This is a genomic window from Cohnella sp. WQ 127256 (assembly GCF_024519285.1).
In the GTDB taxonomy this organism is placed as follows: Bacteria; Bacillota; Bacilli; order Paenibacillales; family Paenibacillaceae; genus Cohnella.
In genome coordinates this window covers 160,660-177,326 of record NZ_JAMZCY010000002.1, presented here as the reverse complement: position 1 = coordinate 177,326, position 16,667 = coordinate 160,660, and the positions used below count along the sequence as shown (strand labels likewise).

Genomic DNA, 16,667 nt, shown 5'->3' with positions numbered 1-16,667 from the left:
AGTTATATGAGCATTGCAATGATTTCTGGGTATTTGTTAAATGGATCCATTCGTGACACTTGATTTCTTATTGCTTCGTCTCCTAGACCACCCTCTTTTAATGCTACAATTACTTCGCTCAGTACATATCTGATTTCATCTAACTTTATTTTTTCGTCTCTTACTTGTTGGTGGTTGCTTATGCTGTGGGAAGAAATAAGATCAATTGGAATTGTTTCTTCTATTAATGATAGTAGTGCTTCAACTTCCTTTTTAACCTGAGTATTATTCTTAAATAGTGAGGAAACAATAGGATGATCTCTATTGACTCTAAATGAGATATTACCGTGTTGTTGCACTTGCTTCCAAGTACTGATCACTTCCTGATTTAACCTCTTTTGTACGGTAGTCCCTCTGTGATAGTATACTTTTGTTGACGCTTCTCTTACCCGTCGTCCAATTAGTGCCAATTCGTCTATGATGAAATCAGGTGGTCTAGCTGAAGCTTTCTTTATATCAATGTCCCAGGCAACATCCAGGTTATTTGGTATATCTACAATTATTCTTGCTAGCTTACAAGATTCGTCTTTCTTGAATAATCCAAGCCAATCACCGGCTACTAATAGTCGTTGGTTCCGATAGATATAGAAGCCTTGCATTTCGTTCCAACCTTTAGTACCTTCACCAAGTATATAGGCCTTTTTAGTCAATTTTGAATGGTGAGGCAATAGATACGGTTTTATGGTAATGATACCTTTACCATCCGAGTATGATTGTTCCGGAAATTCTATCGTAGTCATCTCATCAGTCATATACGGATCCCACGGCACAATCTTGTTCCCATTAATGAATATATTTATGGCATGTGCGCCTTTTAAAAATCGATGAAACACCATACTTATATGTTTCTCAGTGCGTTCAATTTTTTTCAAAAAATTATCGTGTGATTTATTATTGATTTTCTCTCCTAATACCTTATCCATATTTTCCCATAAAATAATGGTACCTGCTTCGTTGTTCATCGTGGTAGCTAATCTTTCTTCGGATTGTTCATTGAACGTTTCATCAAGAAGTGCCCATGATCTTTCTAACTGGATAAAATCTAAATCCCAGCATCGTGTATTATTAATCGTGCTACAAGTCTTAGATTTTACAGTAAGTCTTCTACATTGAGAGAATGAGGCAGTCTTCAATCCCAGTCCAAACCTGCCTAAATCCCTTTCACTTCTGCTTTGTAGAGGATTACGCGTTCCTAGTCTCATTGCTTCGACTAGTTCCTCTCTCGTCATTCCTCGTCCATTATCTTCAATTCGAATATACGAATGTTCTACGTCCCAAAAAAATGTTAATTGGATCTTTTTAGCGCCGGCTGAAATACTATTATCAATAATGTCTGAAATAGCCGTTTCTAGGCTATAACCGACGGCTCTTAATGACTCAACAATAGCATCCGCAAATGGATTGACAAGCTCATAAGTTTTACTCATAAATCCTCCAAATATCTATTCTTGAAACTCCCTTTGAAGTAACTCAATCAGAAATAGCGCAGCTTCCCTATCAATTTGGAATGATTGGCTAATCTTATTTGGTATAACCCGTTCTTCTCTCCCATATGTATCTATTTGGAGATACCTATTTCCAGCCATATCTAAGAAACTAAAAAAAGTCGCGTCTACTTGATCATGGATTTTAGCCTTGTCTCTTATAGTTTTTCGAGTTCTTTTTTTCGTTATAAGTGCCATAATGTATCCCCTTAGTGAGATAAATTTTACAGACCTTAATTCACCTCATACCAGCTCGATTAATAATAAACATATATCATGACTGTATTTCCTTTGGCTCTAAAAATGGACCTAAGGGAATCGGGATCGCATTTGTCAGAGAACCACCCTACTAAAAAAAATTATTTATATAGAAATTTCGTTGCTTTATTTAAGATGAAAAATTAGGTCATTTGAACTAATTCGACACTTTCTTAAATACTTCCTTCTTTATGTAATATTGTTTTATATTTAGAAATTCCAATATAATTATTATAGTAATCCTAATATTCATTTACTTGATATATATTGAATCTTTAAGTGTACAGAGCCATTGAGTTAATGAATGAGAATTGCGAAATAACACGTTCTTAAGATCTTGGTAAGAGACAAATCTGGTGGAGTTTCGGATCTGGTGGATAACACACTTCTAAATATCTGTCTTGGAGTAAAAGGCTGAATCACTTGTGTGAAGCCTCCAGATGTCTACGCACATGGTGAGAATATCTTGTACACCATGGTTTTCAGGTCATTGAGAACACCGATCCAGAACTTAGCATCGTCTTCCTCATCCACATCCCAAGCACATACTTGCAACCATCCAGATCAACCCCGATGACCAAGTACCCTGCTTTTTCTTCAATAGCCCATCCCGTTTGATGTATTACACCAAGAAAATAGGTGGCATATTCATCCTGTAACGGACGATTATGCCACCCTAAATTAAATTTATTGATGATCTTGAATTTCTCGGTTGCTGACACCCTGAGAGGGCAAAGGCATTAATTTGTTCTTCAGTAACAGTCACATTGGTCAGTGCTTCTAAACGACATGGGATTCAAACGATGTGGCCCAGCACATTGAGCTGTTATTCTCATCCGTCCCCAAAGTCCTACTAAATCAATTGTTTATAAGTTTACATTGAATTGATTCTATTCCTTCCAATTTTCGATTCCGGTCTCGAATTGCTCGAATGGATGCGGAATCGAAGCTTCCATAACGTCTGAATAATGCTCATAGCTTTCCGGAACATCGGTCCATTTCAGTCCAACATGGATGTCCCACGGCTTGCGTTCCTGCAGCTGGTTAAAGATCCGGACAACTTCTACTCTCGTAATAGGTTGGTTCGGACTGAAGGTCTTCTCCGTAAAATCAGACAGCAGACCTTGCTTCTCAGCCGTTGCAATGGCTTTTTCAGCCCAGTGTCCCGTTATGTCAGAGTATGTGCTTTCCTTAACGACGTCCCATTTATACACATTCGTGAGTATTTGCAGGAATTCCGCTCGAGTGATCTGATTCTTCGGCTTGAATGTATTGTTGCCGGAACCGACCATCCATTTATTATTGGTTGCAATCTTGATAGCATCCACAGCCCAATAATTTGCGCTCACATCCGAATATGATACTTTGTTAGAGCTCGCTGAAGATGTATACAAACGGGATAAGATCGCAGCGACCTCAGATCGGGCAATTCCACGATCCGGTTGGAAAGTCCCGTCAGGATATCCAATCATGTATGGACTATGATTGCCTGTGGCTTTCACTTTCGGCTGTGCGGAGAAGCTGAATTTTACGATCGTTTGACCGACATGGATGACCCCGCCTTTAATATAGCTATCATCCCCATAGCTCATCTCACGTTTATCGTCACGGCTGTCAAAAACGATGTATCCATTCTTCTCACCTAAGAAGTAGTAATCACCATCTGCGTAAACCATCCAGCCGTATTCGCCTTTGTCTGAGCTACTTTGCGGGTTGTGGTTTTTGTTTGGCGAGAAATCCGGCAGCTCAGGCAGTTTAACTTGAGTTCCAGGGACTCTACCTTTGGAACGGTTCAGCTCTGTATCTGCCCAGTATAATTTCATATTCACACCAGCGATCGGCTGATCTGTTATCGTATCGAGAATCGTACCATAGGGATCAACCAGATCAACGGATAAGCTTGCATTTCCGTTACTATCGACAATTAATTTACCAGCAGGACCAGCTAGCTTTTCTCCGTTGGGCGCGATAACGTTCAACGACAATTTATATTCGCCAGGTGCAACTTTCGGAAGCGTAAAGCTTCCATCTTCATTCATCTCAATATTCGGCACATTAAGCTCTTGGCCGTTTGCCGATTTTATTTTCCCTGATACTTTTAAGTTGTCTCCAATTAATTGTGTAATTTTTTCCTGAACGACTTTACCACCGTTGGCTTGGTCAGAAACAATAACTTTCGTCGTATTTATTGTAGGCAGCCCTCCACCTCCACCTCCGGAAGATTGAGGTGCAACTGGTTTAATAGTAACCACATTGGACAAGCCTGCATGTTCACCCGATACGACTGACAATCGGATATGGTACGTTGTTCCATTCGTTAATCCAGTTACAATTGCGCTCGTAGAAGCAGCATCCAACGTCTCCGATGTCGTTGCCGGAGTGAATGTGATACCGTCTGTAGATTGTTCAACAACGATACCAGATGCCCCTGTTAAAGCAGGGAATTTCAAGGTAACTCGTTGACTGCCTGCAACAGCTGACAAAGTGGTCAATGGTTCAGAAGGTGTGATTTCGACAACATTGGACAAGCCTGCATATTTACCCGAATCGATGGACAAACGTATATGGTACTTTGTTCCGTTCGTTAATCCAGTTACAATTGCGCTCGTAGAAGCAGCATCCAACGTCTCCGATGTCGTTGCCGGAGTGAAGGTAATACCGTCTGTAGATTGTTCAACAACGATGGCCGATGCCCCTGTTAAGGCAGGGAAATTCAATGTAACTTGTTGATTGCCAGCAACAGCCGACAAAGTAGTTAAGGATTCAGAGGGCGAGATTTCGACGACATTGGATGGACCTGTATACAATCCCGATCCGATTGTTAATCGGAAATAGTAGGTTTCACCGTTCGTTAAACCGGTTACTGTTGCGCTCGTTGAGGACGCATCCAACGTCTCCAATGGGCTAACCGGTGTAAAGACAGTACCGTCCGTAGATTGTTCAACAACAATATCTCCATTCAAGGCGCCAATCAAAGACGGGAAATTCAATGTCACTTGACCATTTCCTGCTGTAGACGACAAAGTGGTTAACGGAGCCGGGTCTGCCGCTTTAACATAAACAGTAAAGGTTTTCTCGCTGGTAAGCCCGTCTTTTGTAATGGTTGCCTTCAAGTTCACATAAGTTCCAGATTGAGCGATAGCTGGTCTCGTCACGGTTCCGTCGGGTGCGATTACCGAAGGCTGATCCGAGGACCAGACAGTGGTTACACCATCGCCTTGATTCAGTGTGATATTGTTTTTTACCGCATCTTTCGTGTCACCGGAATTAAACCCGATAACTGTCTCGTTCTCTGCTGTTTCAATAGCCAGAATAGCTGCTTTATAATTCCCGAGGATTTGATTCGCGATGCGATCAGCGATTGCTTCAACGATAGCGGCGCTGGTCCCTCCAGAATTGACATCCAGTCCGCCTTGCGGAATGTTACCGATAAAGGTTGTGTTGAGGTTTGAATATACCGAGCTAGATACCCCAACATATTGTGCACCGTTGTTATTGAACGTGTTCGTCAGATTGGCTTGATTCGGTCCTCCATCCAAAATCACGCTAGGGTCATCGTTAATATTTACGATATAACGTAAAGGTGAATAGGTCTCCCAATGGATATTATTTACGGCTTGATCAAACGTCTTACTCGAAGTAGAGAATAACTTCATATTATCAAACGAAAAAATCGAGATGATTCCGCAGCCATGACTGACATGACTAACAATTGGACCAAATTCGTCACCGTAAATGTCGGGGAGAGTTAAGCCTCTAATGATTTGCTCTCCATTATCCCACATATTCAGCTTCGAATCCGTTACATTAATTTTAATACTGTGGTGAGTGTCTGCCCCTTTTGGATAACTTCCAATTTGAGTAACTCCTGCTACCGAACTCAGAGCACGCGACGTCTCATTGTGTAGGTCAATTGCTTTTACCCCACTGATCTTATACACTTTGACAGCGCCCTGAACATATAAAATAGCGTATCCGCTTAATTTCCCATCGTTATCAATCTGCGAATTGAATAGAAAGCCTCCGCCTTCCATGCTATGATAATCCACTTTGGACTCATCCATATCGAAGGTGATGATCTTCTTGCCAGAAGGACTTCCAGTCGTCAGCATAAAATCCTTGTAAGCAGGTGCGGTATACCCGTAAAAAGTAAATGTTTTCCTGTCGCTGGAAATTTGAACATGATTGTAATCGGGAGTTTCAACCTCCGGGGTACTGCCGTTATACCAGCTGTTATATCCGTAATGCACGTGTGTCGTATCCGTTACAGCTGCCGGGTCTGCACTTGAGTCCATGATAGATACATATTTAGATTTCACACCCCCTGCTATCAGTTTGGCTTTAATAGCATCATTTAACTGGCTTTCAAAATCACTAGAATCATATGTACTTATTCCGGTACTATAGTAAACCTCTGCTACCGGCGCTAGTGCATACGCCATTGACGTATTCGTAACAATTAATATGAAAGCCACTACCATTGAAATCATTTTTTTCTTCATCTGCTTCACCCATTCTGTATGATTAGTTTACTCCCTCTATTATCCCAAGCTTTTCAAGTTGTAGATTACAACTTAACAGAGGCATCTCTCAAAAATCTCTCAAACTCAGCTATCAATTGGTAGTTTTTTGAGAGTTCTTTAACGTAAGATAGTAGCTATAGGGGTGTGACTAGACATGAAGAAATGGATTGGCTGGCTGGGTGCGGTATGCGCCTTAATTGCCACTCTCTATATAATTTTTAGCGACCAGGGTACAGGCTCCGTCAAAATAAAAGCCGTAGACGGCGTGCTTGACCTGCGTGAGCTCGCTGATTCACCGTTTGTATCGTTAGCTGGCGATTGGAAATTCACAGCCGAATCCTTTGTCACCCCAACTAACTTTTCACAAAAAGCGAATAATGTGCGGGTACCAGGTCCTTGGACCCCCGATGTACAATGGGGCTCCTATCAACTCATCGTGTATCTACCCGATCACTGGTCCGATATCGGACTCCGTGTTCGAAATATTTGGTCCGCTCATACCCTCTACGTCGATGGAGCAATAATCTCCGAAAAAGGAAAAGTGGCCACTTCCAAACAAGAGACAGTCCCGGATAATCCTACCTATGAAGTGTATTTTAAACCGGGTAGCCGGCAACTTCTTATTACCGTCCACGTATCCAACTTCTACAACGCAAGAGGCGGTATCGTCCTGCCGATTGATATCGGCGACGCCGAACATATAAAGGAAGAATTGAATCGCGATCTTTCTCTGGAATGGACAGCAGCCTTATGCTTGCTACTGTTCAGCATGTTCCATATGACCATCTACTTGCTGCGAACGAAGGACGAAGCCTTCTTATACAGCGGATTGCACTTTCTGCTGTTAGCATTCGTCATTGTTTTGCGCGGAGAGCGACTATTGATACGAGAATTTCCGTCAATTCCTTTTGATCTCTACTTTCGTCTGCAAGACACCGGCACCTTCTTGATGGCCATCTCGATTATTGTCTTTATTGTCAAAATGGTCCCTACCCTCATGAATCGAAAGTCGCTGTTTTTTCTATTTATTCCAGTCCTGATCTATACATTTCTAAATGCAATTCTCCCAGCCAGAACCCTGTCGTTCGTTCAGTATCCGTTCTTTTATTACATCGACGGATTATTCCTAGTCATTATTGTTCGACTATTCTATTTAACGGTTAAAAATAAAGTTACCATACGTAGAAACGAAGCCATCATTCTCTTGTCGGTTCTTTTGTTTCTAACCATCTTCGCTCTAAGCAGTTCGTCGGACAGCTTATTCTTCTCCGGCCGCAACAGTATGAACAGAATCGGATTAATCGGGGTTATTATGACGATGAATGTGTTTCTCGGCATACGTCTCATGAATCGAGCTGAGGAATCGGAACAACTGACCGTTCGATTGCAGAAGGCAAGTGATGCGAAGGATGATTTCTTGAAAGTCGCTACGCTAGATTTACAGAGACCTCTACAAGATACCGTCCACTTGATCAAGTCGATTACCCGCGAACGCGATCACGAGAAGCAAGGCGAGCAATTATACTTGGCTGAGCAACTCATTGGAAACATGGTTTATTTACTGAGAGATCTGCACGATTTTACACGCATTCGATTTGATGATTACGCAATCCAGCTTAAATCTACCAATCTCCGGATGGTCATGCTCCATGTCATCCAGCTGATGCAGCTTACCTTCGCGAAGAAGAAGATCCATATAAACGAAAAAATTTCGAAGCAGCTTTATGTATGGGCGGACGAGCAACGTCTGACGCAGGTGCTCATACGCATGATGACAGAAATATCTCACGATACAGCGGAAGACAGCTTGACCATCGAATCCATTCAAGTTGGAACGGATGCCCTTCTTTATGTGACGTCAACCCGCGAGCCAACGACAGCGATCAGGGATCGACAGAATTCTTCAGGGCTCATGATGACGGAGGCGCTCATCCAACAAATGAATGGAAGTATAACGTATGAACGTATAGGGAACGGCATCCGCTTCACGCTCAAGCTGGTATTCAGCGAGCTCAAAGAGCCAGTGGCCGCAACAGAATACGAGTACAACATACGATCTGCCATGTTCACAGAAGATCGAGAGCTAAGGACACTCCTAATTGTTGATGACGATGTGATGCACGCGGAAGTCATGAGAGGCATGCTGAGCGATACCTATAAGATACGAATTGCTTATACGGCTCAAGAGGCGCTTGACTACTATAGCAATCACCCGGAAACAGCGATGATGATCATTGATGACATCATTCCAGGCAGCATGAATAGTCTCGAATTGCTTCAGCAAATCCGTATGCAAGCGTCTTTAATGGATCTGCCGATCTTAATGATGACTTCTTCCGAATATCCAAGACATATTGAGAAGATCTTTGCTTCCGGCGCTAATGATTATTTAATAAAGCCTTTCTCGATAGAGACATTGATGGCTCGCTTGAATGCCACTGAACAAACGAAGCAGTCTATGCTGAAAGCTATTGAGTATGAAATGGCATTTCTGCAGATCCAGATCAAACCGCATTTTTTATATAACGCACTCAGCAACATTATTGCCTTTTGTTACACGGATGGAGAGCGTGCAGCTCATCTTCTGACGATGCTCAGTTCTTTCCTTCGTTATATATTTGAGACGAGTCGGGATGGACAATCTTCTTCCCTTCAGAAGGAACTGGAAATTATTGAAGCCTATGTAGAGGTGGAGAAAGCTAGATTTGGTGAACGACTTACATTCGCCTATGACATCGATCCGCTAATTGCTGTTGAGAACGTTCTGATTCCTAGCTTGCTCTTACAGCCTTTAGTCGAGAATGCGATTCGCCATGGCCTATTCGACAAAGAAGGTCCTGGACATGTCCAGGTTTCGATTAACTCGCACGATTCTTTCTTGAACATACGAATCTCCGATAATGGTGTAGGCATGTCCGCAATAAAATGTGCTCAATTAATGGCGGGAGCGACTGCCAATGTCGGCATCGGATTTACGAATGTTCGTCGACGCGTGCATGATCTCACCCAGGGCACTCTGGAGATTAACTCCCTGCCGGGCAAAGGAACAACCGTTCAATTAAAGATTCCCATCAAGGAGGGACGAAATGATGTGGAGAGTAATCATCGTAGAGGATGAAAAACCGATTCTGGGACTGCATGCCAGATTATTAGAAGCTTACGGCCCCTTTCAAATTTTAGGCTGCTTCGAATCGCCATTCGAAGCGCTGCAGGAAATACCGAAGCTAGATTTGGATGCACTCATTCTCGACATTGAAATGCCGAGAATGACGGGACTTCAGCTAGCTCAGAAATTAGTGGAGAACGGTATTGACGTGCCCGTGATCTTCACAACAGCTCACCAACAATATGCAGTGCAAGCCTTTCGTGTTCAAGCATTGGATTATATCTTGAAACCGATGACCCCCAATACGGTTAAGCAATTAGATGAACGCCTTCAGAAATATTATGGTCAGAAACAGAAGCAAACCATTAAGAATGAACTCTATGTCCAGCTGTATGGAGAAGCATACGTTAAGAAAGGAGCGCATCTCGCAAAATGGCCTACTCGCATAACGGAGGAGCTATTCTACTATTTTCTGCTGCATGAAAATAAATTGTGCTTAAAGTGGAGAATCATAGATGATATATGGACTCATGTAGAGGATAAACGAGCGCTTTCAAATCTGTATAATACGATATACCGTATGCGGCAGCTTTTCATGGAGCTGGATGTGCCAATCGTAATCGATCGAATAAATGATGGTTACATCATGAACACCAACAACAGTATCATCATAGAACCCAAGGATAGGCCGGATGCGCTTCTGCTGGAATCGAAAGGATATCTATGGGCCTATGGTTTTGAATCAATTGATTAAGTCCCAATGTCCTCTTTTGGTAATGATAATGTAATAGGGACTATCCCAAATCATCAATAGATGACTTGGGGTAGCCCCCCATTTGTATTCCACGGATTAATCGTTCAATAGATTCTCCCGTAGGGTAATACCCGGATAGGATGTACGGTAACGTCCTCTCCTCTGTAGCTCTGGAACGACTAGATCAACGAACTCTTCGAAGCAGCCTGGTGTGTTCGTCGCAATCAGCATGAATCCATCTGCGCCACCTTCGTCCATGTAATGCTCCATTTGATCCGCGATATCTGCAGGTGTTCCTACAGCGATTGGCATACCCATACCTTGTGCATAATGAAGTGCAGCCTCACGTACTGTAACCGGAGCACCACCCTTGGCGTATATAACAGATTCGAATAGTCCCTGAATGCCGGGAACCTCAATATTCTGAACATACTCGTCTGGACTGTATTGCGAGAAGTCCAATCCGAAGTGTCCAGACATCCAAGCCAAGGCAGCTTCTGGAAGAATACCTTCTTGGATACGTGCGTATTTCTCCTCAGCCTCACCGCGACTCAATCCAACGACCGTTTGTAGGCCATAGATACGGACCACGGAGTTCTCCGGGCGTCCAAACTTCGCAAGACGAACGTTAATATCGTCGGTATATTGCCTCATACGTTCTACATTCGGGTGAACAGCGAATATCGCCTCGGAGTATTGAGCCGCGAAGTCCCGACCTCTTTCAGACGATCCCGCCTGCCAGAACACAGGGCGGCCCTGAGGGGACGGTGCGCAGAAATGTCTGCCTTTACTCTTAAAATATTTGCCGTCGTAATCTATCACCTTTACTTTGTCTGGATCGGCAAATATTCCACTGGCTTGATCTGCAACGATGGCATCAGGCTCCCAGGAATCCCATAGCTGACAGCACAGATCCACGTATTCTTCCATGCGATCATAGCGATCCGTACGCATCGTCATCTCTTGACCATACGCATCCCATTCACTCTTGGAGTATGAGCTGACGATGTTCCAAGCAATTCGACCTGCGGAGAGGTGGTCTAAGCTAGAGAGCCGACGCGCCATCGAATACGGATGCTCGAATGCAGTCGACAGCGTCACGCCTACGCCAAGCCTTTCGGTTGCGGTTGTAATAATTGGCACAATCGTAGACGGCTCATGCGTCGGGCACTGCACCCCATATTTGACACATGCATCCGAACTGCCTTGATAGGTGTTATAAGGCGCTAATTCGTCGGCGATGAACATGGCATCGAATAAGCCACGTTCCATCGTGCGCGCCATATGCTGCCAGTATTCTGGAAGCTTCCAATCCCAGTTTACTTTGTCCTTGGGATGCCGCCACATGCCAATCGCGTGGCTATTAACCCCATGTTGAATAAATCCGAGTAAGTGTGCGTGCTTCTTGTGCGGCTGTATGCTCATTGATAATGACTTCCCTTCTAGGTATCCTCAATCTAATCTTAAGCCTTCTTCCGAATATCAATTGCAAGGGCGAAGATGACCGCGATTGCCGTTCCAATTGCGATGAAAGGTACGAAATTCCAAAATTGTGCTGACTTCCCCAAGAAGAAGAGGATTACACTCGATAGGATGATGCTAATAAATGCTTTCCAGCTGAACCACGATTCGGACTCCCACTCGGAAGACTCAGAGCTTATATCTGATTGTTCCGTTTTCCTGTTATTTTTCACTTGCCGAAAGGATATCCACACATACCCCAAGTAGATGAGGCTTACAACGACTGATATTATCGAAGCTACGATTACGTATGCCATGTTAATCACGCTTCCCCTCTAATCGATTTGTTCGAAACAGTAGTCGAAGCAACGATACTCGGTACTGTCTGATCTGCTTCAGCGACACTTAACTGCTCCGTATTTCTCAGAACAGAAAAGTCAAACGGTTTCTCCTTAGAGATCAAACTCCATACAATTGGGACGACGGCGCTAATTCCGAAAATAACTAACGTTCCCAGCAGCTCATCATAGATGATCCGGATAGGCAAACCGATCGCGATGCTTAGTACAATTCCCCAAAGAAATCCCTTGCTCGTTAAGCGTCTCCAGAATATGGCGAGTACCAATGGAATAAGCAGCGAAGTTTTGATCGCATACGTCGTCAATACGAGACTGACGAAATTCACACCGGACATTACAATCAACCCAGCCACGAAAGCGCAAGCAATGATACTTAGCTTGGTGACGGCAAACAATCGTTTCTCCGCGAGGTTGGGCCACAGTGGCTTGACAATATCGACCGCCACTAGTGATGACAGTGCAGAGAAGGCACCATCGATTGTCGAATAACAAGCGTTCAACACTAACAACACGTATAGGATGATAATAATCAGCGGTAATCCTAAGTGAGAGATCAAGTAAGGCCCGACAGCTGCTGCATCTCCACCTATATCATCCAAGTTTAGACCAATACCAAGCGCCACCAGGCCGAGCAGCCCGATTGCAATCGGAATCGGATAGAACCAGGCTCCAGCCCATATGAAAGTACGCTTAACGTATTTGGGTTTGATCGCCCATACCTTCTGCCAGAAGGTCTGATCGGCCACAGTGGAGGCAAGCAGGCCCAGCGCCAAAGTAATACCGAATCCAGCCGCAGCCTCCGGGCGGAAGATCGATAGCAACTCCGGATCCTGTTTCTTAATCGTATCGAAAATAAAGCCTGCTCCACCGACCTTATATAGGACATACAAAGTAACGACAGCAGCTGGCACCGTAATAAACAAAGTGTTGATCGTTGCTGTGATAGCAGATGTCCATATTCCTCCAAAATACGAGTATACCGTGACGATGAAAATGACAATCGCAAGTACCACAATTTCTTTAATACCAAAAATCGTCTGAATGAGCAGCACTGCCCCCTTCAGGTTAATGATGATTTCAAGGAAAATACCGAAAATCATCCCGATAATCGCAATAATAAGCGCTGGTCGGTTCTGAAATCGGGAACGAATGAATCCCGTAATTGTATAGCCGTTGGGAATCACCTTCCTCAGTTTAATTGCGAAAGGAACCATCGCCATAACTGCGATCCCATTAGGAACAGTAAACCAGAATAGTCCTGACAGCCCCCATGTATACGCCTGTCCTGATGACATCATAACGGCCATAGCCCATGTCCACACCGCAATGACCGATCCCACACCGAACCCGAGACCAATTTTTCGATCTGCAATAATGAAATCGTGCGTGTTGCGAACAAGAGATTTACGGACGGCTAATGCAATGAAAAGCATAATTAGGCCTAACCCTACCATCAGAACATATCCGATATAGGGTTCAATGTTATTAGTTTGCAGCATAGTTTACCTCCATCACAGTAGAATGATCGTGCTCAACAATTCGAGAAGCAGCAGAGATTAGATAGTCCCTACAGCAACAAAAAAAAAGACTCTCCCCTAAGGATCGTCTTTGTCTCTGGTTGTCCAGTTGACACCATATTAAAACATAGTATTCCCATTAAATAACTATGCTTTCGTCATACTACCACCTTTAATATTTCCGAGTCAATTCCTATTTGAATTTTTCAATTAAATGTTCCAATTAACTCGGTCGAGCTAAAGGAGGGTGATTCCTTTAGTTGGAATGCCTGCACGCCGCATCTGGTCAAGAATATAGATGATGATACAGCCGTTGTTCTCATTTCTGTATACACGGATTTGGAATAGGAGTTTTCGTATTAAGAATAACGCGATTCAGTAAAGCCAAATCGCCTGAAACGCATCTAAATAGATAAAGGCGAATTTCCATTCAACTTCGAATGAGAATTCGCCTTTATCTATTGGCTTTCTAATGAAAAATGAAATCCCATCCTTCAATCCGCCAGCTTTGCAGCAAGAGGTACGACATAAAAGCCAGCTTCCTCATCCTCGCGTATGACAGCTTGAACATCATAAACAAGCTGCATTAACTCACTGCTTATAATTTTCTTAGGCTCGCCCTCAGCCCATACTTGTCCTTGCTTCATGACCTTTATTTCATCACTATAACGTACAGCCTGATTGACATCATGCAGCACCATCACAATCGTAAGACCAAGCCTCTCATTCAATGAGCGAACAAGCTCTAGCAGCTCGATTTGATAATAGATATCCAAATAAGTTGTGGGCTCATCTAGGATCAATAGATTTGTTTTCTGCGCTAGCGCCATCGCGATCCAGGCCCGCTGCCTTTGCCCACCAGAAAGCTCAACAAGCTTACTCTTCCTTAAAGGAGTAAGCTGGGTACAATCTAGCGCCCAAGCAACTGCCTCATGATCCTCCTTGGTCTCTGATGAGAACAAATGTCGATAAGGAAGACGGCCAAACTCAACTAATTTTTCTACAGTTAAATCAATCGGAGCTTCATTCTGTTGATGGACAACCGCCAATTGTCTAGCCAGTTCCTTATGAGTAAACTGCTGTAAATCACGGCCACTCAGAACAATTTGACCGGCTGTAGGCTGCAGATTCTTAGCAAGAAGACTTAGCAAGGTAGACTTGCCGCTTCCATTAGGTCCAATGATGGTTGTTATCTTTCCTGCTGTAATGGAAGTGGATAGATCGCGAATAATCGGTCCGCTATTGTGATATTGAAATTGCAGCTTGTTAACGTCCATAAACGCGATCCCCCTTTAACAGCATGAAAATTAAAAACGGGCCACCGATGATCATCATGATAACGGAAGCAGGAATCTCTATAGGAGCAATAATCGTACGCCCTAACGTATCTGCAAACAAGATTAGCACAGCGCCGCCAACCGCGCTGAATGGAATTAAGATTCTATGATCGGAGCCCACGAATTGTCTGGCAATGTGTGGCACAAGCAGTCCGACAAAAACAATAAGTCCCCCTACAGCGGTGGCTACAGAGGCAAGTATAACAGCTATCAGTGATATCACAATTCGGGAGCGCATGACATTCAGGCCCAGATTGCTTGCCGTTCGATCTTGTAGCGCAAGCATATTGCACCATGTTGCTAGGAAGACCGATAGGATCAACGCTATTCCGACATAGATCAGTAGAATATCTACATTTTGCCATGTTTGCATATTAAAAGTTGAGATAGCAGTGCGGCCGGCTGATGAACTAGAGCTTCCGAAAGAGCTAAAAACCTGGTTAAAGCCTGTAAACATGGCGTTAATCGCTACCCCTACCAATAGGAGACGAAGCGGCTGTAAGCCTGACTTCCATGAAAATAAGTAGACTAGGAAACATGCAAATAATCCGCCGATAACGGAGAAGAGAGGATTAAAGAAAAATAATGCAGGGAATACAGCTGTAACAATTAATGAAGCAAATCCGGCTCCAGCAGAAATACCGATTACACCTGCATCCGCTAGAGGATTGCGCATCACAGATTGAAGCAGCACACCTGATACCGCTAAAGCTGCTCCACTCAGCATGGCTACAAAAATACGTGGTAATCTTAAATCACGAATAACGTCGACTTGAGGATTATCGCCCACTATTAAACCGTGAACCAGCTCACCAAAGCCTATTTGTATACTGCCCGTTGACATGGAATATAGAGCTAAACCAATAAGCAGGCATAGGGCTACAATAAAAGATACCCACTTCTTCATCTTGATCTCCTTTAGTTCGGATATAACACGTCAGCCAGAAGCTCTAAGGCCTCTCCAACTGCCATGTTGCCAGTCGTACCGAACAGCTCCTCGGGCAGATCATAAACGCGATCATTCTGCACGGCTTTAAAGTGCTTCCAAATATCGTTTGATCTGAATTCCTTATCGAACATTTCAATAACCTCTTCAGGCATACCGTGAGCAGCACGCAAAATAATATCAGCATCCCCTTGATGCAAATATTCTGTATTCGCTGAAATATACTCGACATCAGAATCCGTAACAATGTTCAAGCCACCTAGTTGCTTAACAAGATCGCCAATGTAACTGTTATCCGTAGCAACCAAATAGGAACCTGGTACTCCCATCAAAATCATAACCTTCGGAGCTTCACCCGTTGCCCTCTGCTTAAGCTCGGCGATTTGGGTATCATAATCAGCAATCAATTTCTCAGCCAGCTCGCTGCGATCAAATTGTTCGCCAAGGCTGCGAATTTCCTGCTTCATGCTTTGCAAATTCGTGAAATCTAGAAATCCAGCATCTATTTTGGCAGCGGCAAAGCCATCCTTCAAATCATCTTCTAACGTGCTAACGGAAAGTACATGTGTCGGCATTAATGAACGTATGATCTCCATATCTGGGCTCATTGGATTTCCTACCTCCGGCACTCCATCAAACCTGCTAGGCAGCTCTTTATTCGTGCTTGGAATACCTACTGCATCCAATTCAAGTGCATCCAAAATTTCCGTGATCGCTACCGTTGTAGAGACGATACGAGCTGCGACCTCATTATTATTCCCCTTACTTTGACTCTCTTCTGATTGCTTCGTAGCCCCACATGCTGTCATCAGCATTATGCATCCCAAGATACATAGTAAAAGCCGATACTGTGGCCATTTCCATGTTGGCATACTTAATTCCT

Annotated in this window: 11 protein-coding genes; 2 read left to right on the top strand and 9 right to left on the bottom strand. The window is 43.6% G+C overall.

The features are described from left to right. Nucleotides 1-2: 2 nt before the first annotated feature. The 3 genes from M1K58_RS09010 to M1K58_RS09000 form a co-directional block, all read right to left on the bottom strand. On the bottom strand, nucleotides 3-1,466 hold the full coding sequence (locus tag M1K58_RS09010) for an ATP-binding protein (protein ID WP_256758442.1): 1,464 nt from the start codon (nucleotides 1,464-1,466) through the stop codon (nucleotides 3-5). Nucleotides 1,467-1,481: 15 nt separating this feature from the next. After that, nucleotides 1,482-1,721: a hypothetical protein gene (locus M1K58_RS09005; protein WP_256758441.1), complete on the bottom strand. Its 240-nt coding sequence runs from the start codon at nucleotides 1,719-1,721 to the stop codon at nucleotides 1,482-1,484. A 950-nt stretch (nucleotides 1,722-2,671) separates the two neighbouring features. Further along, nucleotides 2,672-6,283: an S-layer homology domain-containing protein gene (locus tag M1K58_RS09000; RefSeq protein WP_256758440.1), complete on the bottom strand. Its 3,612-nt coding sequence runs from the start codon at nucleotides 6,281-6,283 to the stop codon at nucleotides 2,672-2,674. A 175-nt stretch (nucleotides 6,284-6,458) separates the two neighbouring features. Here M1K58_RS09000 and M1K58_RS08995 point away from each other — a divergent pair, with 175 nt between their 5' ends. Further along, a complete protein-coding gene (locus tag M1K58_RS08995) occupies nucleotides 6,459-9,422 on the top strand; it encodes a histidine kinase (protein WP_256758439.1) in 2,964 nt (987 codons plus the stop codon). Then, nucleotides 9,394-10,164, top strand: coding sequence for a response regulator (locus tag M1K58_RS08990; RefSeq protein ID WP_256758733.1), 771 nt, complete (start codon nucleotides 9,394-9,396; stop codon nucleotides 10,162-10,164). The genes M1K58_RS08995 and M1K58_RS08990 overlap by 29 nt, the downstream gene beginning before the upstream one ends. 96 nt (nucleotides 10,165-10,260) lie before the next feature. Here the strand turns inward: M1K58_RS08990 and M1K58_RS08985 are convergent, their stop codons facing one another. From M1K58_RS08985 to isdE, 6 genes are all read right to left on the bottom strand, one after another. Beyond that, nucleotides 10,261-11,589, bottom strand: a complete 1,329-nt coding sequence (locus tag M1K58_RS08985; RefSeq protein WP_256758438.1) for an LLM class flavin-dependent oxidoreductase — start codon at nucleotides 11,587-11,589, stop codon at nucleotides 10,261-10,263. A 38-nt stretch (nucleotides 11,590-11,627) separates the two neighbouring features. Continuing rightward, nucleotides 11,628-11,942, bottom strand: a complete 315-nt coding sequence (locus M1K58_RS08980) for a hypothetical protein (RefSeq protein WP_256758437.1) — start codon at nucleotides 11,940-11,942, stop codon at nucleotides 11,628-11,630. 5 nt (nucleotides 11,943-11,947) lie between these two features. Beyond that, nucleotides 11,948-13,483 carry a sodium:solute symporter family transporter gene (locus tag M1K58_RS08975; protein WP_256758436.1) on the bottom strand — a complete coding sequence of 512 codons (1,536 nt, stop codon included), beginning with the start codon at nucleotides 13,481-13,483 and terminating at the stop codon, nucleotides 11,948-11,950. A gap of 512 nt (nucleotides 13,484-13,995) precedes the next feature. Then, entirely contained in the window at nucleotides 13,996-14,778 is a 783-nt protein-coding gene (locus tag M1K58_RS08965) for an ABC transporter ATP-binding protein (RefSeq protein ID WP_256758435.1), read from the bottom strand. Continuing rightward, nucleotides 14,768-15,745 carry a FecCD family ABC transporter permease gene (locus tag M1K58_RS08960; protein ID WP_256758434.1) on the bottom strand — a complete coding sequence of 326 codons (978 nt, stop codon included), beginning with the start codon at nucleotides 15,743-15,745 and terminating at the stop codon, nucleotides 14,768-14,770. The genes M1K58_RS08965 and M1K58_RS08960 overlap by 11 nt, the downstream gene beginning before the upstream one ends. Nucleotides 15,746-15,756: 11 nt before the next feature. Next, nucleotides 15,757-16,656 carry a heme ABC transporter substrate-binding protein IsdE gene (isdE, locus tag M1K58_RS08955; RefSeq protein ID WP_256758432.1) on the bottom strand — a complete coding sequence of 300 codons (900 nt, stop codon included), beginning with the start codon at nucleotides 16,654-16,656 and terminating at the stop codon, nucleotides 15,757-15,759. Nucleotides 16,657-16,667 lie beyond the last annotated feature (11 nt).

Coding starts and splice junctions, on each gene's coding strand:
- M1K58_RS08990 (WP_256758733.1), top strand. CDS start 9,394: ATGTGGAGAGTAATCATCGTAGAGGATGAAAAACCGATTCTGGGACTG.
- M1K58_RS08960 (WP_256758434.1), bottom strand. CDS start 15,745: ATGAAGAAGTGGGTATCTTTTATTGTAGCCCTATGCCTGCTTATTGGT.
- M1K58_RS08980 (WP_256758437.1), bottom strand. CDS start 11,942: ATGGCATACGTAATCGTAGCTTCGATAATATCAGTCGTTGTAAGCCTC.
- M1K58_RS08975 (WP_256758436.1), bottom strand. CDS start 13,483: ATGCTGCAAACTAATAACATTGAACCCTATATCGGATATGTTCTGATG.
- M1K58_RS09005 (WP_256758441.1), bottom strand. CDS start 1,721: ATGGCACTTATAACGAAAAAAAGAACTCGAAAAACTATAAGAGACAAG.
- M1K58_RS08965 (WP_256758435.1), bottom strand. CDS start 14,778: ATGGACGTTAACAAGCTGCAATTTCAATATCACAATAGCGGACCGATT.
- M1K58_RS08995 (WP_256758439.1), top strand. CDS start 6,459: ATGAAGAAATGGATTGGCTGGCTGGGTGCGGTATGCGCCTTAATTGCC.
- M1K58_RS09000 (WP_256758440.1), bottom strand. CDS start 6,283: ATGAAGAAAAAAATGATTTCAATGGTAGTGGCTTTCATATTAATTGTT.
- M1K58_RS08985 (WP_256758438.1), bottom strand. CDS start 11,589: ATGAGCATACAGCCGCACAAGAAGCACGCACACTTACTCGGATTTATT.
- isdE (WP_256758432.1), bottom strand. CDS start 16,656: ATGCCAACATGGAAATGGCCACAGTATCGGCTTTTACTATGTATCTTG.
- M1K58_RS09010 (WP_256758442.1), bottom strand. CDS start 1,466: ATGAGTAAAACTTATGAGCTTGTCAATCCATTTGCGGATGCTATTGTT.